Source organism: Isoptericola sp. Y541 (genome assembly GCF_059445465.1).
Window position 1 is genome coordinate 136,475 of the sequence record NZ_JCAIUJ010000004.1, and the last position, 20,617, is coordinate 157,091.

General features: G+C 73.7%; 20 protein-coding genes and 1 tRNA gene. 6 read left to right on the forward strand and 15 right to left on the reverse strand.

The window, feature by feature from the left end:
* Positions 1-459 carry a pyridoxamine 5'-phosphate oxidase family protein gene (locus AC1C2V_RS10845; protein ID WP_495389623.1) on the reverse strand — a complete coding sequence of 153 codons (459 nt, stop codon included), beginning with the start codon at positions 457-459 and terminating at the stop codon, positions 1-3.
* Between the two features lie 283 nt (positions 460-742).
* Between AC1C2V_RS10845 and AC1C2V_RS10850 the strand changes: the two genes are divergently transcribed.
* A complete protein-coding gene (locus AC1C2V_RS10850) occupies positions 743-1,372 on the forward strand; it encodes a rhamnogalacturonan acetylesterase (protein WP_495389624.1) in 630 nt (209 codons plus the stop codon).
* A gap of 49 nt (positions 1,373-1,421) precedes the next feature.
* Here AC1C2V_RS10850 and AC1C2V_RS10855 read toward each other — a convergent pair whose 3' ends face one another.
* A complete protein-coding gene (locus AC1C2V_RS10855) occupies positions 1,422-2,339 on the reverse strand; it encodes an NADP-dependent oxidoreductase (protein ID WP_495389625.1) in 918 nt (305 codons plus the stop codon).
* 67 nt (positions 2,340-2,406) lie between these two features.
* A complete protein-coding gene (gene sigJ, locus AC1C2V_RS10860) occupies positions 2,407-3,318 on the reverse strand; it encodes an RNA polymerase sigma factor SigJ (RefSeq protein ID WP_495389626.1) in 912 nt (303 codons plus the stop codon).
* A gap of 207 nt (positions 3,319-3,525) precedes the next feature.
* Here sigJ and AC1C2V_RS10865 point away from each other — a divergent pair, with 207 nt between their 5' ends.
* Both AC1C2V_RS10865 and AC1C2V_RS10870 read left to right on the forward strand, forming a co-directional pair.
* Positions 3,526-4,584 (forward strand): LacI family DNA-binding transcriptional regulator, encoded by a 1,059-nt coding sequence (locus AC1C2V_RS10865; RefSeq protein WP_495389627.1) that lies wholly within the window; start codon positions 3,526-3,528, stop codon positions 4,582-4,584.
* Entirely contained in the window at positions 4,581-6,191 is a 1,611-nt protein-coding gene (locus AC1C2V_RS10870) for a UxaA family hydrolase (RefSeq protein ID WP_495389628.1), read from the forward strand. Before AC1C2V_RS10865 ends, AC1C2V_RS10870 begins: the two co-directional genes overlap by 4 nt.
* A 23-nt stretch (positions 6,192-6,214) precedes the next feature.
* Here AC1C2V_RS10870 and AC1C2V_RS10875 read toward each other — a convergent pair whose 3' ends face one another.
* The 4 genes from AC1C2V_RS10875 to AC1C2V_RS10890 all read right to left on the reverse strand — a co-directional run bounded on the left by AC1C2V_RS10875 (position 6,215) and on the right by AC1C2V_RS10890 (position 10,726).
* Complete coding sequence (locus tag AC1C2V_RS10875) at positions 6,215-7,228, reverse strand: ABC transporter substrate-binding protein (protein WP_495389629.1); 1,014 nt, start codon at positions 7,226-7,228, stop codon at positions 6,215-6,217.
* Positions 7,229-7,256: 28 nt separating this feature from the next.
* The gene (locus AC1C2V_RS10880) at positions 7,257-8,267 is read right to left on the reverse strand and encodes an ABC transporter permease (RefSeq protein ID WP_495389630.1); all 1,011 of its coding nucleotides are present in this window, start codon (positions 8,265-8,267) and stop codon (positions 7,257-7,259) included.
* Positions 8,264-9,817: a sugar ABC transporter ATP-binding protein gene (locus tag AC1C2V_RS10885; protein ID WP_495389631.1), complete on the reverse strand. Its 1,554-nt coding sequence runs from the start codon at positions 9,815-9,817 to the stop codon at positions 8,264-8,266. The genes AC1C2V_RS10880 and AC1C2V_RS10885 overlap by 4 nt, the downstream gene beginning before the upstream one ends.
* 258 nt (positions 9,818-10,075) lie before the next feature.
* Positions 10,076-10,726 (reverse strand): maleylpyruvate isomerase family mycothiol-dependent enzyme, encoded by a 651-nt coding sequence (locus tag AC1C2V_RS10890; protein ID WP_495389632.1) that lies wholly within the window; start codon positions 10,724-10,726, stop codon positions 10,076-10,078.
* A gap of 83 nt (positions 10,727-10,809) precedes the next feature.
* Between AC1C2V_RS10890 and AC1C2V_RS10895 the strand changes: the two genes are divergently transcribed.
* A complete protein-coding gene (locus tag AC1C2V_RS10895; protein ID WP_495389633.1) occupies positions 10,810-11,634 on the forward strand; it encodes an HAD hydrolase family protein in 825 nt (274 codons plus the stop codon).
* Between the two features lie 119 nt (positions 11,635-11,753).
* Positions 11,754-12,083 (forward strand): cupin domain-containing protein, encoded by a 330-nt coding sequence (locus tag AC1C2V_RS10900; RefSeq protein WP_495389634.1) that lies wholly within the window; start codon positions 11,754-11,756, stop codon positions 12,081-12,083.
* Between the two features lie 46 nt (positions 12,084-12,129).
* Here AC1C2V_RS10900 and AC1C2V_RS10905 read toward each other — a convergent pair whose 3' ends face one another.
* The 4 genes from AC1C2V_RS10905 to AC1C2V_RS10920 form a co-directional block, all read right to left on the reverse strand.
* Positions 12,130-13,512, reverse strand: coding sequence for an NAD-dependent succinate-semialdehyde dehydrogenase (locus tag AC1C2V_RS10905; RefSeq protein WP_495389635.1), 1,383 nt, complete (start codon positions 13,510-13,512; stop codon positions 12,130-12,132).
* A gap of 83 nt (positions 13,513-13,595) precedes the next feature.
* A complete protein-coding gene (gene doeA / locus AC1C2V_RS10910) occupies positions 13,596-14,828 on the reverse strand; it encodes an ectoine hydrolase (RefSeq protein ID WP_495389636.1) in 1,233 nt (410 codons plus the stop codon).
* 92 nt (positions 14,829-14,920) lie between these two features.
* Entirely contained in the window at positions 14,921-16,213 is a 1,293-nt protein-coding gene (locus tag AC1C2V_RS10915; RefSeq protein ID WP_495389637.1) for an aspartate aminotransferase family protein, read from the reverse strand.
* Positions 16,210-17,229: a GlxA family transcriptional regulator gene (locus AC1C2V_RS10920; RefSeq protein WP_495389638.1), complete on the reverse strand. Its 1,020-nt coding sequence runs from the start codon at positions 17,227-17,229 to the stop codon at positions 16,210-16,212. The genes AC1C2V_RS10915 and AC1C2V_RS10920 overlap by 4 nt, the downstream gene beginning before the upstream one ends.
* Positions 17,230-17,339: 110 nt before the next feature.
* On the opposite strand from AC1C2V_RS10920, the gene AC1C2V_RS10925 reads away from it, so the two are divergent.
* Complete coding sequence (locus AC1C2V_RS10925) at positions 17,340-18,170, forward strand: NAD(P)H-dependent oxidoreductase (RefSeq protein WP_495389828.1); 831 nt, start codon at positions 17,340-17,342, stop codon at positions 18,168-18,170.
* On the opposite strand, the gene AC1C2V_RS10930 is transcribed toward AC1C2V_RS10925, so the two are convergent.
* The 4 genes from AC1C2V_RS10930 to AC1C2V_RS10945 all read right to left on the reverse strand — a co-directional run bounded on the left by AC1C2V_RS10930 (position 18,122) and on the right by AC1C2V_RS10945 (position 20,556).
* Positions 18,122-19,354 carry an MFS transporter gene (locus AC1C2V_RS10930; RefSeq protein WP_495389639.1) on the reverse strand — a complete coding sequence of 411 codons (1,233 nt, stop codon included), beginning with the start codon at positions 19,352-19,354 and terminating at the stop codon, positions 18,122-18,124. The genes AC1C2V_RS10925 and AC1C2V_RS10930 overlap by 49 nt on opposite strands.
* A 65-nt stretch (positions 19,355-19,419) precedes the next feature.
* Positions 19,420-19,752, reverse strand: coding sequence for a hypothetical protein (locus AC1C2V_RS10935; protein ID WP_495389640.1), 333 nt, complete (start codon positions 19,750-19,752; stop codon positions 19,420-19,422).
* Positions 19,749-20,357, reverse strand: a complete 609-nt coding sequence (locus AC1C2V_RS10940; protein WP_495389641.1) for a class I SAM-dependent methyltransferase — start codon at positions 20,355-20,357, stop codon at positions 19,749-19,751. Before AC1C2V_RS10940 ends, AC1C2V_RS10935 begins: the two co-directional genes overlap by 4 nt.
* Before the next feature lie 126 nt (positions 20,358-20,483).
* Positions 20,484-20,556 (reverse strand) — tRNA-Ala (locus AC1C2V_RS10945).
* Positions 20,557-20,617 lie beyond the last annotated feature (61 nt).

The following is a 20,617-nucleotide window of genomic DNA, read 5'->3' on the forward strand; positions in this document are numbered from 1 at the left end:
TCAGCGCGCGGTGTCGGACGGGGTGTCGGCCGCGCCACCACCCGCGCCACGCAGCGCGCCCCACGCCGTCCAACGGTCGACGTCGACCACCGCCGTGACGCGGGCCATCTCGCGCGCCGCGTACGGGTTGCCGGTGTAGTGGCGCGCGATGCGGTCGGTGTCCGCGAGGTCGACGTCGTCGCGCCAGGCGGTGACGCGACCGAGCAGCGTCACGTGCGTGTACCAGTCGTCGTCCAGCACGGTGAGGCTCACGTGCGGGTTTGCTCGCAGGTGCTCCACCCGCTTGCGCGTGGCATCGAGGTTGACCAGCACCTGTCCGCCGCCCTCGCCGTCCTCCTCGAGCAGGTACCAGGTGGCCGCCGTCACCGGGCTGCCGTCCGGACGGACGACGCCGATCACGGCGGGCTGGGGGCGGCGCAGCAGGTCGAGCACGGGGGCCGGGAACGGTGGACGGGGCATCTTCGACTCCTCAGAGACAGGCACGCGAGAGACAGGCGCGCGACGGGGCACAGGACCAGGCGGCTCCACGCTGACGGTACGCCCTGGACGTGCGCGAATGCGCGTGGCCGGGCCGTGTCGTCCCCGGGCCAGGGTGACCGGCAAGCGCTTCCCGCTCGGGTTGCGGCGTGGCCGACGGATCGAGGACCCGAGACATGCCCGGTAGCACGTGCACCGTCCACATCGCCGGCGACTCACCGCCGCGCCCAAGGGGCGGGCCGCCGCGCCCGAGACGGGCTGGGGCATGGCCCTGCCCTGGTACCTCGTCGACTCGGTCGCCGTGGCGAACCGCGCCCGCAACGGGCGCAGCGCCAAGAGCTTCGTCGTGCAGGGCAGGCTCGACGCCCTGGCCCGCGACCTGAGGCCGGACGACGTGCTCCTCGTGCAGTTCGGCCACAACGACGCGAAGGCGGCGGACCCCGAGCGATACACCGAGCCGTGGACCTCCTACACCGAGCACCTGGCGCGCTACCTCGAGGCCGCGCGCGCCGCCGGGGCGCGCCCGGTGCTAGCGACGTCGGTGGAACGCCGCGGGTTCGACGACGCCGGCCGGGCCGTGCCCGCCCATGGCGAGTACCCCGCCGCGATGCGTGCGCTCGCCGCGCGCGAGGACGTGCCCCTGGTGGACGTGCAGCGCGACTCGCTCGCGCTGTGGCAGGAGCTCGGACCGGAGCGCACCCTGCACCACTTCTTCCACGCCGACGACGGGCGCCGGGACAACACCCACTTCAACCCGCCCGGGGCGGGCGCCGTCGCGCGGATCGTCGCGACCGGGCTCGTCACCACCGGCGTCCTCGCCGGCGACGAGGTGCGCCGCCTGGACGAGGACGTGCCCGACGCATGGTTCCGGTGGCTCGTCGGCGAGCCCGCCTGACGGCGGGACCCGCGCGGCCCGACCCCGGTCGGGTGCCCGGCAGTACGGCTCAGCCGCCGATCCGCACGATCGTCTTCCCGGGGACCCGACGCGGGGCGGCGAACGCCGCCGGCGCCTCCTGCAGCGGGACGACCGCACCGACCACCGTCCGGAGGCGCCCCTCCCGCACGCGGCCGACGAGCCCGGCAAGCTGCGCCCGGTCGGGCTCGACGACGAAGAAGACGGCGCGCCCGTCGGCGGGTCGTGCCTCCGGCGGCCCGGTGATGGTCACCAGGGTGCCGCCCATGCGCACCAGCGGGACGGAGCGGACCCCGACGTCCCCGCCGATGACGTCGAAGACGAGGTCGACCTCCCCGACGTCCGCGAGGTCCTCGTGCTCCAGGTCCAGGTAGTCGTGGGCGCCGAGGTCGAGCGCGAGGTCCCGGTCGCGGGCGCGCCCCGTGCCGATGACGTGCGCGCCGACGTCGCAGGCGAGCTGCGTCACGACCGAGCCCACGCCCCCGGCGGCCCCGTGTACCAGCACGCTCTGGCCCGCTTGCAGGCGCCCGTGCACGAACAGGCCCTGCCAGGCGGTGAGGCCGGAGACCGGCAGGCTCGCCGCCACGGTGTGGTCGACGTCCACCGGCAGCGGGGCCAGGTTGCGCGCCTCGACCGCGACGAGCTCGGCGAGGGTGCCGTCACGGGTCCAGTCGGCCAGGCCGAACACGCGCTGGCCCACCGTGAGGCCGGTGGTCCCGTAGCCGAGCCCGGCGACCACGCCGGACAGCTCGTGCCCGGGGATGCTCGGGGTGCGGTCCCGCCCCGCCCGGTCGGTCCAGGTCCCGGGCCACTCGAGCTCGCCGGGCGTGAACCCGGACGCGTGCACCCGGACGATCACGTCGTTCTCCGTCGCGTGGGGCGTCGGGCGCTCGGCGAGCGCCATGCCGGCCACACCGGCTTCCTGGTCGTCGACGACGATGGCCTGCATGGTTCTCCTCCGGTCGATCGGCCCTCATGAGCCTGACGAGAGCCTGACGACACAGCCGGGCGCGATGTCAGGCCGGCCGGGGAGGCGGGTTCCAGCGGGACAGCTTGCCCGGGTTCCACTGGACCCACACCGAGGCGACCCGTCCCGCGACGACGGCGACGTTCACCACGCCCGTGACGCGCCCGTCGCGCACGAACGCCAGCGCCGCCCCGTCCGGCGTGGTCCGCGGCTCCAGGTGCGCGTCGGCCTGCCTGGCCAGCACCCCGAGCAGGAACCGCGACACCTTCGACGGCCCGTGGACCGGGTTGAGGGCCGCGCGCACGACGCCGCCGCCGTCGGATCGCAGTTCGACCGACGGGTCGAGCAACGCCGTCAGGGCGGTCAGGTCGCCGCCACGGGCCGCGCGCGCGAACGCCGCGACCACGCGGTCGTGCTCCCCCGCGTCGACGCCGCCCGCCCGGCCGGCCCGCACATGGGCCCGCGCCGAGCTGGCCAGCTGTCGGGCCGCCGCCGGCGTGCGCCCCAGCACGTCGGCCACGTCGGCGAACGAGTACCCGAAGACGTCGTGCAGCACGAACGCGACGCGCTCGGCCGGCGTCATCGCCTCCAGCACCACCAGGAGCGCGGTGCTCACCGACTCGTCCAGGACGGCCCGCTCCGCCGGGTCCGCCGCGTCGTCCGGCGCCCACAGGTCGCCGGGCACCGGCTCCGGGAGCCACGGCCCCACGTATCGTTCGCGGCGTGCCCGCGCGCTTCCCAGCACGTCCAGGCACACCCGGCTCGTGACCCGGGTCAACCAACCCGCCGGGTTCGCGATCGCCGACCGCTCCGTCCCGTCGAGCCGGTACCAGCGGACGAACGCCTCCTGGGCCGCATCCTCGGCCTCGGCCATCGTCCCGAGCATCCGGTACGCCAGCCCGACCAACCGGTGCCGCTCGCCCACGAGGACCGCGTCGTCCCGGACGCCCTCACCTGTCACGATCCGCTCCTCCACCGCCCGTCCTCCGCCGCCTGTCGTCCGCCGCCACGACTGTGCTCGCGCCGCGACGCGACGACACTATGCCCGGCGGGCGCGCCCGGCACCTGCCGTCGTCGCGTCGTCACGAGGCTTCCGACCCGCCCGGTGAACCGCTAGGTTGGAACGCGCTGGAACCGGTTCCAGCCCCCAGATTCCTCAGGAGGCCTCGTGGTCACGCTCCGCGACGTCGCGCGCGAGGCGGGTGTGTCGCTCGCCACCGCGTCGCGCGCCCTCAGCGACGCGCCGCACGTCTCGCCCGCCAACCGGGAGCAGGTGGCGCGCGCGGCCGAGGCGCTCGACTACCGCCCGCACCCCGCGGCACGCGCCCTGACCACGGGGAGCACGGGCACGGTGGGCCTCGTGGTGCCGGACCTGGCCAACCCGTTCTTCGCCGCCGTCGCCAAGGGCGTGCAGGCCCGCGCCCGCGAGACCGGCCGCGAGGTGCTCGTCGCCGACACGGACGAGGACGTCGCCGTCGAGCGCGACGTCGTCACCCGGCTCGGCGACCGCGTGGACGGCCTCGTGCTCTGCTCGCCGCGGATGCCGGCCGCCGCGCTCGGCGAGCTCCTCTGCGACCGGGTCGCCGGCGGCCGGGTCGCACTGGTCAACCGCGAGACGCCCGGCGCGGCGTCGGTCTCCTTCGACATCCCCGACGGCGTGCGGCAGGCCGTGGGCCACCTGCGCGCCCTCGGCCACCGCACCGTCGCCTACGCGGGCGGTCCGCGCACGTCCTGGTCGGACGGCGAGCGCCGCGGCGCCCTCGCCGCCCTCGCCGACATTGGCGGGGACCATGCCGACGGCTCCGGCGACGTGCTCGACCTCGGCAGCTTCCGCCCCACCCACGGCGGCGGCGTCCAGGCCGCCGACCTCGCGCTGGCCGCCGGGGCCACCGCGGTGCTGTGCTTCAACGACCTCGTCGCCCTCGGCGTCCTCGCCCGCCTGCACGCCCGCGGCGTGGCCATCCCGCAGGACGTCTCGGTCGTCGGCTTCGACGACGTCGCCGCGGCGTCGCTGGTGACCCCGGCGCTCACCACCGTCGCGGTCCCCCTCGCCCGCGCCGGGCGCGAGGCCGTCGACCTGCTCGCCGCACCCGTGCCGGACGCCGGCACGGGCGCCGTGCACCGCCGGCTCCCTGTCGAGCTCGTGGTCCGCGCGTCGACGGCCCCCGCACCCCTGAGCCCCCCTGCCCTGCCCGAACGCACCGATCCCGAGGTCGTGATCCGATGAGCACCGCCCCGCACCACCCGCTGTTGCCGCTGGCCGCCACCGGCGGACCGTCCGTCGAGACCCCGCCGGACGGCGTCGTCGACCTCGCCGACGTCGCGCTGCTGCTGCGCCCCGCCGACGACGTCGCGGTGGCGACGCGCCAGGTGCCCGCCGGGACCACCGTGCGGCTCGCGGACGGCGCCGAGGTCACGACGGCCTCCACCCTGCCGCGGGGCCACAAGCTCGCCGTCCGGCCGGTGGCGGAAGGCCTCGAGGTGCGCAAGTACGGGCAGTCGATCGGGCGGGCCAAGCGCGACATCACCCCGGGAGAGCACGTGCACGCGCACAACCTCGGGATGGACGACACCGCCCGCGAGTACGAGTTCGGCACGGCCCGCACCACGCTCCCGGCGCCGGCCAGGCGCCGCACGTTCCAGGGCTACCGCCGGTCGGACGGGCGCTGGGGCACCCGCAACTACGTCGGGATCCTCACCTCGGTGAACTGCTCGGCGTCCACGGCGCGGATGATCGCGGACCAGTTCCGCGGTCCGGTGCTCGACGCGTACCCCCACGTGGACGGCGTCGTCGCGCTCACGCACGACACCGGCTGCGGGCTCGTGCCCACGTCCGAAGGCGCGCAGGTCACGCTCCGCACGCTGCGCGGGTACGCGTCGCACGCCAACATGGCGGGCCTGCTCGTGGTCGGCCTCGGCTGCGAGATGCTGCCCGCGGCCTCCGTGCTCGACGGGCTGACGCTGCGCGACGAACTGCCGGTACGCACCCTCACCATCCAGGACACGGGCGGCATCCGCGCAACCGTGCGCGCCGGCGCCGCCGCGATCACGGAGATGCTCCCCGGCATCGACGCGCTGCGCCGCGAAGAGGCGCCCGCCTCCGAGCTCGTGCTGGGGCTCAACTGCGGCGGCTCCGACGGGTTCTCGGGCATCACCGCCAACCCGGCGCTGGGTCACGCGTCCGACCTGCTCGTGGCGCAGGGTGGCACGTCGATCCTCGCCGAGACACCGGAGGTGTTCGGCGCCGAGCACCTGCTGCTGCGCCGCGCCGTCTCGCGCGAGGTGGGCCAGCGCCTCCTCGACCGGCTCGACTGGTGGCAGGGCTACGCGGCGGCCGGCGGCGGCACGCTCGACAACAACCCGTCGCCCGGCAACAAGGCCGGCGGCCTCACGACCATCCTCGAGAAGTCGCTCGGCGCCGTCGCCAAGGCGGGCACCGCCGACCTCGTCGCCGTGCACGAGTACGCCGAGCCCGTCACCGAGCGCGGCATGACCTTCATGGACACGCCCGGCTACGACCCGGTCTCCGTGACCGGCATCGTCGCGGGCGGCGCCAACGTCGTCGTCTTCACGACCGGCCGGGGCTCGGTGCTGGGCTGCAAGCCGTCGCCGTCGATCAAGGTCGCGACCAACTCCGACACCTACCGCCGCATGCGCGAGGACATGGACCTCGACGCCGGCCGGATCGTGGAGACCGGCCTGTCCGTCGAGGCGGTCGGCGACGAGCTCTTCGAGAAGATCCTCGCCGTCGCCTCCGGCGAGCAGACCGTCTCGGAGGAGCTCGACCTCGGGGCCGACGAGTTCATCCCGTGGCAGCTCGGCGCCGTCACCTAGCGCTCGTCCGACCACTCGTCCGATCACTCGTAGAGGACCTCGGCGATCTCCGGGTCGTCCATGGTGTCCTTGTCGTACCAGAAGAAGCCCGAGTCGATCACGGGCTCGACCTCCTCGCCGTCGATCGCCGCGACCGCGGCCTTCACGGTCTGGTAGCCGATCCCGACGGGGTTCTGGGTGATGGCGCCCGCCATCGTGCCGTCCTTGATGGCGTCGAGCTGCGCCTTGCCGGAGTCGAAGCCGATCACCGTGAGGTCGCCCGCCTTGCCGAGCTCCTGCACCGCCTTCACGACGCCGGTGGCCGCGCCCTCGTTGGTGCCGTAGATGCCCACCAGGTCGGGGTTGGCCTGCAGGATCGACTTCGCGGCGTCGGCCGACTTGAGCTGGTCGCCGCCGGCGTACTGGACGTCCACGATCTCGATGCCGGGCGCCTCGGACTCGATGTAGTCCACGAACCCACTGACCCGCTGCTGGCCGGTCTGCGAGGTCTGGTCGTGCCCCAGCACGGCGATCTTCCCCTCCCCGCCGGTGAGCTCCACCATGTGCGTGGCGGCCTCCGCCGCGGCGGCGACGTTGTCGGTCGAGACGGTCGTGAGCGGCACGTCGGAGTCCACGCCCGAGTCGAACGCGACCACCGGGATGCCCCGCGTCTGCGCGTCCGTCATGAGCGGGATCGAGGCCTCGGAGTCGAGGGCCGCGAAGCCCAGGGCGTCCGGGCTCTTGTCGAGCGCCGTCTGCAGCATCGACAGCTGCTTGTCCACCTCGGTCTCCGTCTCGGGGCCCTCGAACGTGACCTCGACGTCGAGCTCGGTCGCGGCGTCGTCGGCGCCCTTCTTGACCGCCTGCCAGAACTGGTGCTGGAAGCCCTTGGAGACCAGCGCAACGTACGGCCTGTCGCCGCCCTCGCCGCCTCCCCCGCCGCCGTCGTCGGAGCTGCAGGCCCCGAGCGCGAGCAGGAGGCCGGCGGCGGCCGTGGCGGCGACGTACTTCGGTGCAGACTTCCGTGCCGACTTCGGGAACTTCGGTCGGGTGAACATCAGGATGGCGCTCCTTCGTGACGAGCGGTCAGGCGTCCTTGCCCCGCCGCAGGATGTCGGTGTACACGGCCAGCAGGATCACGATGCCCACCGCGACCTTCTGCCACTCCTGCGGGATCGACATGATCCGCAGGCCGTTGGTGAGCGTGCTCATGATGAGGGCGCCGATCACGGTGCCGAGGATGGTGCCCCGCCCGCCCCGCAGGGAGGTGCCGCCGATGACCACGGCGGCGATCGCCTCCAGCTCGTAGCCGAGGCCCAGCCCGGGCTGCGCGGAGTTGAGGCGGGACGCCATGACCACGCCCGCGAGGCCGGTGAACACGCCCGCGAGCGTGTAGACCGCCACCTTCCAGCGCCGCACGGGGATGCCGGAGATCGCGGTCGCCTCCTCGTTCGAGCCGATCGACAGGGCGTAGCGCCCGATGAGCGACTTGCTCAGCAGCACCCCGGCCACGACGGCCGCGACGAAGAAGATGAGCACGGCGTTGGGCAGGCCCGGGATCAGCTCGCCGAGCGCGATCTGGGAGAAACCCGCCACGTCCGAGAAGTAGATCGGCTTGGTGCCCGAGATGATCAGCGACAGGCCCTGCGCGACCATCATCATCGCGAGGGTCGCGATGAACGGCGGGATCTTGAGGAACGACACGTTGAGCCCGTTGACCAGGCCCAGCAGCGCACCGGTCGCAATGCCGCCGAGCACCCCGACCGCGAGCGGCAGCCCCAGGTGGGTGAGGAAGACGCCCGTCATCACGGCGCACAGCGTCATGCCGGTGCCCACCGACAGATCGATGCCGCCGGTCACGATGACGAACGTGGCGCCCAGGGCCATGATCCCGGTGACGGCGGTGGCGAGCAGGATGCCCTTGATATTGGGCCACGCGAGGAAGTACGGGCTCGCGAACGAGAAGAACGCGAAGATCACCACCAGCCCGCCGAAGGCGAGAAGCTGCTGGACCTGCTGGCGGTAGCGGGGGCCGATCCCGCTGCGGCGGCCTTCTGGCAGCACGGCGGCGTCGGGCGCGGCGGTCGGGGAAGTCATCGAGCGTCTCCCGTCGAAGCGAGGGTGTGGTCGGCGTCGAACCGCGTCGCGAGCTCCATGATCTGGTGCGGGGTGGCGTCCGCGTTGGCCAGCACGCCGGTGACGCGGCCGGAGCACATGACCACGATCCGCTCGGCCATGCGCAGCACCTCCGGCAGCTCGGAGGAGATCATGACGATGGACTTGCCCTGCGCCGCGAGACCCCGCAGCAGCGCGTAGATCTCCTCCTTGGCGCCGACGTCGATGCCGCGGGTGGGCTCGTCCACGACGAGCACGTCGCAGTCCCGGGCGAGCCACTTGGCCAGCACGATCTTCTGCTGGTTGCCGCCCGACAGGTTCTTGGCCCGCTGCCGCAGCGAGGGCGTCTTGATGCCGAGGCGGCCCACCATCATCGCGGCGGTGCGCCGCACCGCCCCGTCGCGCACGAAGCCCGCGCGCGTCTCGCGCCGCAGGGAGGAGAGCATGACGTTCCACCCGACGTCCTGGTCGAGCAGCAGCCCGTAGCGCTTGCGGTCCTCCGACAGGTAGCCGATGCCGTGCCGGACGGCGTCGGCGGGGTTGCGGATCGTCACCGGGTGCCCGCGCACCTCGACCGTGCCCGTGCTGGGGTCGGCGCCGACGACGGCCCGCGCGACCTCGGTGCGGCCGGCGCCCATGAGCCCCGCGAACCCGAGGATCTCGCCCTCGTGCAGCTCGAAGGACACGTCGCGCAACAGCTTCTTGGTGCTCAGCCCCTCGACACGCAGCACCACGGGGCGGTCCGGCGGGGCGGGCTCGGGGCGGACGTCGGTCGTGATCTCGCGGCCGACCATGCGGGCGATGACGTCGCGCGTGCTGGTGGCGGGCGTGTCGAGCGTGTCGATGTACCGGCCGTCGCGCAGCACTGTGATCCGGTCGGAGATCTCCTTGATCTCCTCCATGCGGTGCGAGATGTACACGACCCCGGTACGCGGCGAGACGAAGTCGCGCACCAGGCGGAACAGGGCCTGCACCTCGGCGTCGTTGAGGGCCGCGGTGGGCTCGTCCATGATCAGCACCCGCGTGTCGAAGGAGAGCGCCTTGGCGATCTCCACCATCTGCTGCTCGGCCAAGCTCAGCCCGGACACGCGCCGGCGCGGGTCGAGCGGGATGCCGAGCCGCGTCAGCAGCCCGCCCGCCCGCCGCACCAGGGCGCCGTCGTCGATGAAGCCGACGCGGCGCGGCTCCCGGCCGGCGAAGACGTTCTGCGCCACCGACAGGTCGGGCATGAGGTGGAACTCCTGGTGGATCGTGCTGATCCCCAGCTCGTTCGCGGCCCGCGGCCCGCGCGGCGCGTACGGCTCCCCCTCGATCTCGAGGGTGCCGGCGTCCGGCGCCTCGAGGCCCGACAGGATCTTCATGAGAGTGGACTTGCCGGCGCCGTTCTCGCCCACCAGCGCCAGCACCTCCCCGTGCCGCAGCTCAAGGTGCACGTCCTCGAGCGCCCGCACGCCCGGGAAGGTCTTGCTGACCCCGGTGGCGCGCAGCAGGGCTGCGTCGGTGTCCCCGGGACGGGTCGGTGTCGCGCTCACGCGGAAGCCCCTTTGCCTCACGATGTGACCGAACCATTTCTAGCAGAGATCCGATGAATCTCAAGGAGTCCCCCAGAAGTCACCGAGGCGTCACTTGAACCCCGCGTTCTTGATGGACTCGACGATCTGCCGCTGGAACCTGGAACCAGCCCGAGCTGTTCACGCCCCAGGCCACGTACGTGCCCACGTAGTGCTGCCCGTGCACCTGTGCGGGGAGACCTCGCTCAGCCGCTGACGGCGGTGGGCGTCCGCCCGCGGTCAGCGCGCGGCGGGCATCCGCTCCCGCAGGACGGCGACGCCCTCGCCCCACAGCTCGTCGCAGAAAGCGGCCCTGCCGGCCATCGCCATCGTCAGGTCGAGGGTGGTGCCGCGGACCACCGGCCCCGTGCCGTGCGCGAACGGCCCGTCGATCGCCTCCAGCCGCAGGCCGGCGACGGCGCTCCGGCTGCTGACGGTGAAGTCCCGCCGCGCGAAGAAGCTCGCGACCTGGGTCGCGGCCGGGACGGAGGGCGTCGTCGCGATCCCGAGCGGCGTCCGGACGTCCTGACCGTGGACGACGACCTCGCCGAGCCAGGCCGCCGTGTCCCCGCTGGGCGCGACCCGGCTGTCCACGACCGCGCGGAAGCGCCGCAGGGTGCCCGCCGCGTCGGCGCCGCGGTGCTCCGCCATCCGGCGCGCGTTGTGCAGGTCCGCGTCGAACCGGGCGCCCACGATGCTGCGCAACCACGCCCACCGCCCGACGCTCGCCCCCGCGGTCAGGTGGGCGACAACGTCCTCGACGTCCCACCCCGCGCAGAGCGACGGCGTCCGCCAGGCGTCGTCGTCCAGGGCGGCCAGGTCGTCGGCCAGGGCGGCACGCTCGGCGCGGACCATCGCCCAGATCGCGTCCTGCTCCGTCCTCGTCGTCACGGTCGGAAGCCAAACACGGCGCACCGACAGGCGCCGTTAGGCTCGTCGGTGCCCGCGACACCGTCGAGCTGCAGGAGGTCTGCGTGTCAGGTTCTTGGAAGAGCGGGGCGCGCGTGGCGTTCCTGGACGTGGACGGCACGTACGCCGACCACGGGAGGGTCCCGCCCGCGCACGCCGAGGCGGTCCGCGCCGCGCGCCGGGCCGGGCACCGGGTGCTGCTGTGCACCGGCCGCCCGGAGTCGATGCTGCCCGCCTCCCTGCTGGAGGCCGGGTTCGACGGCATCGTGGCCACGGCCGGCGCGTTCGTGCGCATCGGCGGCGAGGTCGCGTCCGACCTCCGGTTCCCCGACGACCTGGCCACCCGGGTGCGGCACGTGCTCGACGCGCACGACGTCGCGTACCTGCTCGAGACGCCGGACGCCGTGTACGGGCCGGTCGGCCTCGACGCGCGGCTGGCGCGCCGCGGCGACGCCGCCCCCCACGAGATCCTCGACGTGCTGCGGATGCCGGGCGACCTGTCCGGCGTCCGCTACGCGAAGATCAGCTACTTCGACTCGCCCGTGCCGATCGCGGCGCTGCGCGCGGAGCTCGGGCCGGAGGTCGGCATCCTGCCCTCCTCGTACGCCGACACCGGCGACAACGCCGGCGAGATCCACCTCGCCGGGGTGCACAAGGCGGTCGGGATGGCCGTCGTCGTCGACCGCCTGGGGATCACGCCGGCTGACGTCGTGGGAGTGGGCGACGGGTACAACGACGTCGAGATGCTCGAGTACGCGGGCACCGCGGTCGCGATCGAGGGCGCGCCAAGCGCCCTCCTCGACGCCGCGGACCTCGTCGTCCCCGGGCCCGCCGAGGGCGGCGTCGCGCAGGCGTTCGCGCGGCTGGGCATGCTCGAGGGCGTCGCCTGACGCTCGCAAGGTCGCGAACCGGCCGCGCACCCACGGCACCGTTCGCGCGGACGCTTGGGTACGGTGAGGTCGGCCGGTCGCACCGACGCGGCCCGCGCCGCACGACGGATGGAGCCCCGATGGTCGACCTGGACGCACTCACCGCCACCCACCTCGAGCACGCTCGCGCCGCCGAGAACGGCCGCAGCGCGGAGATCGTGGTGCACGACGGGCCGCTGCGCCAGACCGTCCTCGCCCTGGTCGAGAGGGTCGAGCTCGGCGAGCACAACTCCCCGCCCGCCGCGTCGATCCTCGTGCTGCACGGCCGCCTGCGCGTGACCGCCCTCGACGGGAACGAGGAGGTGGGCGCCGGGCAGCTGCGCGTGCTGACCCACGAGCGCCACGCCGTCCTCGCGCTCGAGGACACCGTCTTCCTGCTCACCACCGTCACGAGCATCCCCAAGCCCTGAGCCGCCCGGCACGAACCTGGAGGGGCCCGCGCCCGACGTGGCCTCGTCAGGCTCGGCGCGGGCCGACCCACACCTGCTGGGCGTTGACGAACTCCTTGATTCCGTGCGGGCCGAGCTCCCGGCCGTAGCCGGAGCGCTTGACCCCGCCGCTGGGCAGGCGCGGGTCTGTCTTCACGATGCCGTTCACCGACACCTGGCCCGCCTCGATCCGGCGGGCCAGCCGCTCGCCCCGCTCCGCCGTCGTCCAGACGCTCGCGGCAAGGCCGTAGTCGGTGTCGTTGGCCATCGCGACGGCCTCGTCGGCGTCCGCCGCCCGCATCGCAGCCATCACCGGGCCGAAGGTCTCCTCGCAGGCCGCGGTCATCTCGTCGGTGACGTCCGCGAGCAGCGTGGGCGGGTAGAAGTACCCCGGCCCGTCCGGGATCTCGCCGCCGAGCAGCAGCCGGGCGCCGGCTCCCACGGTCTCCGTGACCTGCCGGTGCAGGTTCTCCCGCAGGTCGGCCCGCGCGATCGGGCCGACGTCGGTGGCCGGGTCGTTCGGGTCGCCCGTCTTGAGCACCGCGAGCCGCTGCCGGAGCCGCTCCACCAAGGCGTCGTAGACGGGGGCCTCGACGATGATGCGCTTGGCCGCGATGCAGGACTGCCCGGCGTTGATGATGCGCGACAGCGCGATCGTGTCGGCGGCCGCGTCGAGGTCGGCGTCGGCCAGGACCACGCAGGGGTCGGACCCCCCGAGCTCGAGCACCGCGGGCTTGATCATCCCCGCCGCGACGGCCGCGACGGCGCCGCCCCCGCGCGACGACCCGGTGAACGACACCGCCTGCACCCGCCGGTCCCGGATCACGTCCGCCACGGCGGACGTCTCCAGCGGCAGGTTCCCGAACACGCCCTCGGGTGCGCCCGCCTCCTCGAGCACCCGCGCGAAGACGTCCGCGATCGCCGCCGCGCACCCGGGCACGTGCGGGTCGTGCTTCAGCACGCAGGTGTTGCCCGCCATCAGCGCGGGGGCGGCGAAGCGCAGGGCGAGCCAGAACGGCGCGTTCCAGGGCAGGATGCCGAGCACCGTGCCGAGCGGCAGGTGCTGCACGTAGCTGCGGGTGGCGTCGGACGCGATGATCTCGTCGGCCAGGTACGCGGCGGCGTGGTCGGCGTAGTGCTCCGCGCACCAGGCCGCCTTCTCGACCTCGCCGAGCGCCTCCTTGATCGGCTTGCCCATCTCCAGCGTCATCAGCGGGGCGAGGTCGTCGACGTGCGCGCGCAGGTGCGCGGCGACGGCGTGCAGCACCTCCGCCCTGCCCTCGATCCCCCGGTCCACCCAGGCGGCGCGGGCCTCCTCGGCGGCGGTCAGGACGGCGTCCACCTCAGCGTGGCTCGCGGCGGGAACCTCGCGCACCACCTCGCCGGTGCTCGGATCGGTCACGGTCAGCACGTGCCACCTCCTCGTTCGTCAGCGTCGACCTGTTCGTCAGCGTCGACTGTTCGTCATCTTCGACGGATCGATCGGTCCTCGGGTCAGGCGACCTCGGGGCGGATGGGCGTGGGCTCCTGCTCCTCGTCCGACAGCGCGACCGCCGCCGCGTGCTCCGGCTTGGCGGTGAAGTCCTTGTCCAGCGTGAAGAACGACTCGCACCCGGCGGCGGTGACGTGGATCGTGTCGGAGATGCCGACCGTCTTGTCGCCGTCGACGCCCCACATCCACGGGATGATGTGGAACGTCATGCCCTCGCGCAGGATCGAGGGGTTCCCCTGGTTGAGGCTCGTGATGTAGCCCTCGTCCCAGCTCGGCGGGAAGGCGATCCCGATGGAGTAGCCGGAGCGGGTGATGAGCTGTGCCTGCACCCCGTTGTCCGAGATGATGTTCCGCACGATGTTGTCCGCGTCCGAGACGGTCAGCCCGGGGCGGATGGCGGCCTCGACCTCCGCGAGGGCGAGCTTCATGCGCTCCTGGGCCACCAGCATCGAGCGGGACAGCTCGTCGAGCACGACGGTGCGCATCATCGCCGTGTGGTAGCGCCGGAAGCACCCGCCGACCTCGAGGAACACGTGCTCCCCCGGCTGCACGACGCGCCCCTCCCAGGTGGCGTGGCCGATCATGGTGCGCGGCCCGGACGCGACGTAGGGCATGACGGCGGGGAACTCGCCGCCCGCCCGGAACATGGCCGCGCAGAGCTCGGCCGCGATCTCGTTCTCGGTGACCCCCGCGACGCACGCCTCGATCCCCGCCCGCATGCCGACCTCGGTCGCGTGCGCCGCCCGGCGCATGATCGCGATCTCGTCCGGCGACTTGATGATGCGCCCCTCCTCGACGATCCCGAAGCAGTCCAGCAGCCGCCCCTCGCGGAACGAGCTGTGCACGTAGTCCTGGTGGTAGGCCGGGAAGTAGTAGCTGTTGCGCTCGTACCCCACGTCCTTGGTGTGCAGGCCGAACTCGCGCAGCGACTGCACGAGGCTCTGGATGGCGTCCCCGCTGTCCGGGTACGGCCGCGTGAGCTCCACCCACGTGCGGGCGTGGACGTTCGACTCCTCCATCGCGCGGGTGATCATGAACGGCTCGTCCTCGAGCGGCACCACCAGGGCCTGGAAGAACGAGTACCCGGTGGTCTGGTAGTCCGTGAGGTACATGAGGTTCTCCGGGTCGCTGATCACCACCGCGTCCAGCAGCCGGTCCGCCATGCGGCGGCGCAGGTCCCCCAGGCGCCGGGCGTACTCCTGGAACGGGAACGTCATGTCGTCGCGTTGCCGCATTCCGGCCTCCTGAGGTTCGGTTCGGTTCGGTTCGGTTCGGTTCGGTCCAGTTCGGTTCGGGGTGTGTTCGGTGCGTGTTCGGTGCGGGTTCGTCAGATCGTGTCGCGCACCGCCGTGGCGAGGATCCCCAGGCCCTCGGTCAGGTCGTCGTCGGGGATCGTCAGCGGTGGGATGAGCTTGAGCACGCGCCCGCCGCTGCCGCAGGGGCCGATGAGCAGGCCCGTCTCGAAGCAGCGCGTCGCGACCGCCTTCGCCAGCGCGCCGTCCACGACGTCGAGGCCCTGGATCATGCCGCGGCCGCGGACGGCGAAGCCGCGCCCGTCGGATTCGCCGAGCTCGTCAGCCAGGGCTCGCAGCGCGGTCTCCATCTGCTCGGTCTTGGCGCGGACCTCGGTCATGAGCGTGTCGTCGTCGAAGTAGGTGAGCGCCTCGCGCCCGGCGACGAACGACAGCCCCTGCCCGCGGAACGTCCCCGTGTGCTCCCCGGGCGCCCACTGCGCGTCGAGCTCGGGCTTGTTGAGGTTCATGGCCAGCGGGGTGCCGTAGCCGCCGATGCCCTTGGCCAGGCACACGATGTCGGGGTCGAGCCCCATGCCGTCGAAGCTGAAGTAGCTGCCGGTGCGGCCGCAGCCCACCTGGATCTCGTCGATGACGAACAGGGCGCCGACGTCGCGCGCGAGCTGCTGCACGGCCCGCAGCCACTCGGCGCTGGCGACGTTGACGCCGCCCTCGGCCTGGATGGTCTCGACGACGAACGCCGCGGGCGGCAGCAGCCCGCTCGAGACGTCGGCGAGCTGGGCCCGGTACGCCTCGAGCGACGCGAGGCCGCCGCCGGGCGACGTCTCGAACGGCAGCCGGTGCACGTTCTCCAGCGGCACGCCCGCGGCCCGGCGGAAGGCGTCGTTGCCCGTGAGGGCGAGCGAGCCGAGGGTCATGCCGTGGAACCCCTGGGTGAAGGCCACTACCTCGCGGCGGCCGGTGACGCGCCGGGACAGCTTCAGCGCCGCCTCGACCGCGTTGGTCCCGGTGGGGCCCATGAACTGCAGCTTCATCGTCATGCCGCGCGGCTCGAGCACCGTCGCGACGAACGCCGAGATGAAGTCGCGTTTCGTGGTGGTGGCCATGTCGAGGCTGTGCGCGACGCCGTCGGCCTCGAGGAAGGCGATCATCGCCCGTTTCATGCGCGGGTTGTTGTGCCCGAAGTTCAGCACCCCCGCACCCGCGAAGAAGTCGATGTAGCTGCGTCCGGCCTCGTCGACCTGCCGCGCGTTCGACGCCGAGGCGAAGACCGTGGGGTAGGTGCGGCTATAGCCCCGGATCTCTGATTCCCACTTCTCGAAGACCTCCATCTCCAAGATGTAGGTGCCCGGACCGGTCCCCGTCAAGGAACTCGAGGGTGAGCATTCGTCACGTTCTGATTTCGCGCGCCCGGCCCGAACGTCGACCGGTAGGCGGCGGGTGCCACGCCCAGCGTCCGGGCGAAGTGCTGGCGCAGCGATGCGCCGGTCCCGAACCCTGCGCGGCGGGCGACCGCGTCGACCGTCAGGTCGGTGCGTTCCAGGAGGTCACGGGCCCGGAGCAGGCGCTGCTGCGCGATCCAGGCCCCCGGCGAGAGCCCCACCTCCCGGCGGAACCGACGGGTGAAGGTGCGCGGGCTCATCGCGGCGTGCCGGGCGAGCTCCGCCAGGGTCAGCGCCCCCTCCAGGTGCTGCAGCGCCCAGGCCCGTGCCTCGGCCGTCGCCTCCCCGCCCGGCTCCGGCACCGGGAGGTCCACGTACTGCGCCTGGCCGCCGTCGCGGAACGGCGGGACGACGGTGCGGCGCGCCACCTCGTTCGCGACCGCGGCGCCGTGGTCGGAGCGGATCAGGTGGAGGCACAGGTCGATGCCCGCAGCCTCGCCCGCGGAGGTGAAGACCCGCCCGTCCTCGGTGAACAGCACGTCGGGGTCGAGGAGGACCCGGGGGAAGCTCCGACGGAACCGCTCGGCCGACAGCCAGTGCGTCGTCGCGCGCCGGCCCTCCAGCAGCCCGGCCCGGGCGAGGACGAACGCCCCCGTGCAGATCGACACGATCCTCGTGCCCGGCGAGAGGGCTTCGAGCAGCGCGACCGCCGCGTCGGGGGCCGGGTCATCGGCGTCGTCCAGCTCGTGCGACGCCGGCACCACCACGGTGTCCGCCGTCGCGAGCAGCTCGGGGCCGTGCGCGACCTCGACGGCGAAGTCCGCGTCCGTCCGCACCGTGCCGGGGGCGGCGGCGCAGGTGCGCACGTCGTAGAGCGGCCCGCCGTCCGGGCCGCGCGCCACGCCGAAGAGCTGGTGCACCGCGCCGAGCTCCAGCGGCATGACGCCGTCGCGCACGAGGACCGCGACCAGGTGCCTACGCGACCGGGTTGTCGTCGGCATGGCCCGATCCTTGCACAAGGTGGCAATCAGGCCACTGGTCGCCCGTGGCCGGGCCGGGCAGCCTGAGCATGACGGTCCGACCGGCGGGCCCGACGAGAGGAGCACGGGTGATGAAGGTCCTGTGGGTGCTCGCCCACCCGGAGCAGCGTTCCCTCACGGCGCGGCTGCGCGACGAGGGGGTCCGGGCGCTGCTCGGGGCCGGGCACGAGGTGGTCCAGTCGGACCTGTACGCGATGGGCTGGAACCCCGTGGTCACCGCGGCGGACTTCGGCACGGAGGCGTGCCCCGACGACCGGCTCGAGGTCGCCGCCGCGTCGGAGCGGGCGCTGCGCCGCGGCGCCCTCGCCCCCGACATCCGGGCCGAGCACGCCAAGCTCGCCTGGGCCGACACGGTGGTGCTGCAGTTCCCCCTGTGGTGGCACGGCACACCCGCCATCCTCAAGGGCTGGCTCGACCGCGTGCTGGTGCAGGGGTACGCGTACGGCGTCCGCGACGCCCCGACGGGCCGCACCCGGCGCTACGGCGACGGCGGGCTGGCGGGTCGGCGCGCGCTGGCGGTCGTGACCGTGGGTGCGGGCACCGGGCTCGGGCCGCGCGGACTGCACGGCGACCTCACCGAGGTGCTGTTCCCGCTGCTGCACGGCACCTTCTGGTATACGGGGATGCAGGTGGCCGAGCCGGTCCTGGTGCCCGGCGCGAACCGGGTCGACGACGCGCGCTACGCCACGATCGTCGACGGGCTGCGCCAGCGGCTGCTCGCCCTGCCCGACGGCCCGGACGTGCCCTACCGGAGCCAGGACGGCGGGGACTACGACGCGCGCGGCGAGCTGCGGGTGGACGTCGCGCCCGGGCGCTCGGGCCTCGGCGTGCATCGCTCGGCGCGCACCGCGCGTCAGCCCGACCTGCGGCGGCGCCGCACGAGGTTCGCGGGCGGTGAGTAGCGCGGCACCCACCGTGCCAGCGCGCCGGCGGACCCGGCGCCGAGGGCGGCCGTCGCCCACACCCCCGCCGCGAGCGACCCGAGCGCCGCCCCCGCGGACAGGACCAGCGGCCCGAGCGCGTCGCCCGTGTCCTGGAAGAGGCGCCACACGCTGAGGAAGGTGGGCCGCGTGTCGGCGGGCGCGACGTCCGCGCCGAGCGTCATGACGATGCCCGAGCCCATGCCGTTGCCCACGCCCAGCACCGCCGCCACCACGGTGACGCCCGCGATCGTGTGCGCGAAGGGCAGCAGCGCGAGCCCGGCCGCCATCGTGAGCATCGACGGCACCGCCACCCACAGCCGCCCGAACCGGTCCATCACCTTGCCCGCCGGGTAGAAGAGCAGCATGTCGAGTGCCCCCGAGACGCCGAAGATCAGGGACGTCACCTCGGCGTCGAATCCGAGGTGCTCGCCCCACAGCGGGATGACGGTCTGGCGCGCGCCGCGCACCGCACTCACGAGAAGGATCGCCACCCCGAGCGACGCAAACAGGCGCCGGTGCTCGCGTGCCACGCTCACGATCGACACGCGCGGCGGGCGCCCGCCCTCGCGGCGTGCGTCCGCGGCGACGTCCGCCCGTTCCTCCGGGCGCACGACCACGAGCACCAGCACCGCGAGCAGCGCGGCGACGGTGCCGAGCCAGAACGCGCCGCGCAGGGAGGTCGCCGCGATGACCGCGGCCCCGGCGAACGGGCCGAGGAACAGGCCGATGCGGTGCACCCCGGCGAGCGTCGACAGGACGCGCGCCCGCCGCAGAGGCGGGGTGATCTCGGTGAGGTACGCCTGCCGCGCAAGGTTGAAGACGGCGTTCGACGCGCCCAGCGCGAAGACGCCGGCCGCGAGCCCCCACAGCGCGGAGGTGAGCGCCACGGTCGTGAACGCCATGGCAGCGACGGTGCCCGCGAGCAGCATCGCCGTCCGGTCCCCGAGCCGCTGGGCGAGCGCGCCCGCCGGGAGATCGAAGGCGATCTTGCCGATCGGCAACAGTGCGGCCACGAGGCCGGCGACGGTGAGGCTGGCGCCGCGGCCCGTGGCGGTGACCGCCACGACCGGCAGCATCGCGCCGATGCCGATCTCGAGCACGAGGGTGGGGAGGAACGCACCCAGGACGACGCTGCGCAGCGGGAACAGGGGCGAGGACGGCACGCACCATTCCTACCGCACCGGCCCCGTCGCGCCCGCACCGTCTCGCGATCGTCTCCGGTCGATCGTCACGGGTGATCGGCGGGGTCGGGCAGGCCCACCGTGACGGTCCGGCCGCCGGGGGCGCGAGGGTCGTCGTCCGGGTCCACCCACATGTCCGCGTAGACGGTCGCCCGCGTCCACCGGGACGTCGACTCGATCGGCGCCCACGCCGCCGTCGCGCTGGACAACTCGATGCGGTTCGCCCAGATGGAGCGCGTCGCCGAGGACCTCGGGCACCGCGAGGCGCCGCGGAGCTGGCGCTCGTCGCGCACGCGCTGGATCTCGACCGGCGCCTCCCCGAGGCGGTGACGGTCGCGCGCGACGTGCGGCACGTGCTCGCACGAGCGCGACGGGCTCACGCGCGCCGGGTCGTGAGGAGCAGCGCCGGCAGGCGGGCCTCCTCGTCCTGCGGGCGCGCCGAGATCGCGGCGGCCGCGACCTGGGTCGCCGTCCACTCCGAGGCCGGGAACGCGTCCCGCAGCGTGTCGGCGGTCTGGCCCCAGCCGAGCCCGGCGTCCACGGACATCGCCAGCACGGCGACGAGCGCGCCCGGGTCGCAGATCGCCGCCAGCCCGGCCACGTAGTCGCGGCGGCCGGCCTCGTCGAGGGTGTGCAGGAGGCCGGAGTCCAGGACCGTCCCGGGCCGCAGGTCGAGCCGGTCGAGGCGCCGGGCGTCGGCCACCTCGAAGCTCACCGATCCCGGCGGTTCGAGGATCGCCCCCGCGGCCCGCTCGCGGGCACGGGAGATCCCGTGCGACGACGCGTCGAACCCGACGACGCGGTGCCCCATCCGCGCGACGGCGATCGCCAGGACGCCCGTCCCGCACCCGGCGTCGAGCACGGGGTCGGCCAGCACGGACCGGTGCACCAGCGCGAGCAGCGCCGGCTGCGGTCGCCCGATCTCCCACGGCGGCGGGACGTCCCCGGCGTACAGGGCGTCGAAGTCGTGCTCCTGCCAGGCCATCCGGGCGCCTCCTCGCACCCGAGTCTGCGCGGCCCCGCGTCACCCGCACGCCGAGCCGGCCGAGCCCCGGGAACGACGAAGGCCCTGCTCCGCGCAGAACGCGGACCAGGGCCTTCTCTCTCAGGGTGGAGCTGAGGGGATTCGAACCCCTGACCCCCTGCATGCCATGCAGGTGCGCTACCAGCTGCGCCACAGCCCCGAGAACCGACTCTCGCGGCCGCGGAACGGCCGGGCGATTCGATTGATTCGGTGGATTCCGC

Coding starts and splice junctions, on each gene's coding strand:
- AC1C2V_RS10870 (WP_495389628.1), top strand. CDS start 4,581: ATGAGCACCGCCCCGCACCACCCGCTGTTGCCGCTGGCCGCCACCGGC.
- AC1C2V_RS10845 (WP_495389623.1), bottom strand. CDS start 459: ATGCCCCGTCCACCGTTCCCGGCCCCCGTGCTCGACCTGCTGCGCCGC.
- AC1C2V_RS10875 (WP_495389629.1), bottom strand. CDS start 7,228: ATGTTCACCCGACCGAAGTTCCCGAAGTCGGCACGGAAGTCTGCACCG.
- AC1C2V_RS10925 (WP_495389828.1), top strand. CDS start 17,340: ATGAAGGTCCTGTGGGTGCTCGCCCACCCGGAGCAGCGTTCCCTCACG.
- AC1C2V_RS10940 (WP_495389641.1), bottom strand. CDS start 20,357: ATGGCCTGGCAGGAGCACGACTTCGACGCCCTGTACGCCGGGGACGTC.
- AC1C2V_RS10880 (WP_495389630.1), bottom strand. CDS start 8,267: ATGACTTCCCCGACCGCCGCGCCCGACGCCGCCGTGCTGCCAGAAGGC.
- AC1C2V_RS10920 (WP_495389638.1), bottom strand. CDS start 17,229: ATGCCGACGACAACCCGGTCGCGTAGGCACCTGGTCGCGGTCCTCGTG.
- AC1C2V_RS10855 (WP_495389625.1), bottom strand. CDS start 2,339: ATGCAGGCCATCGTCGTCGACGACCAGGAAGCCGGTGTGGCCGGCATG.
- AC1C2V_RS10900 (WP_495389634.1), top strand. CDS start 11,754: ATGGTCGACCTGGACGCACTCACCGCCACCCACCTCGAGCACGCTCGC.
- doeA (WP_495389636.1), bottom strand. CDS start 14,828: ATGCGGCAACGCGACGACATGACGTTCCCGTTCCAGGAGTACGCCCGG.
- AC1C2V_RS10850 (WP_495389624.1), top strand. CDS start 743: ATGGCCCTGCCCTGGTACCTCGTCGACTCGGTCGCCGTGGCGAACCGC.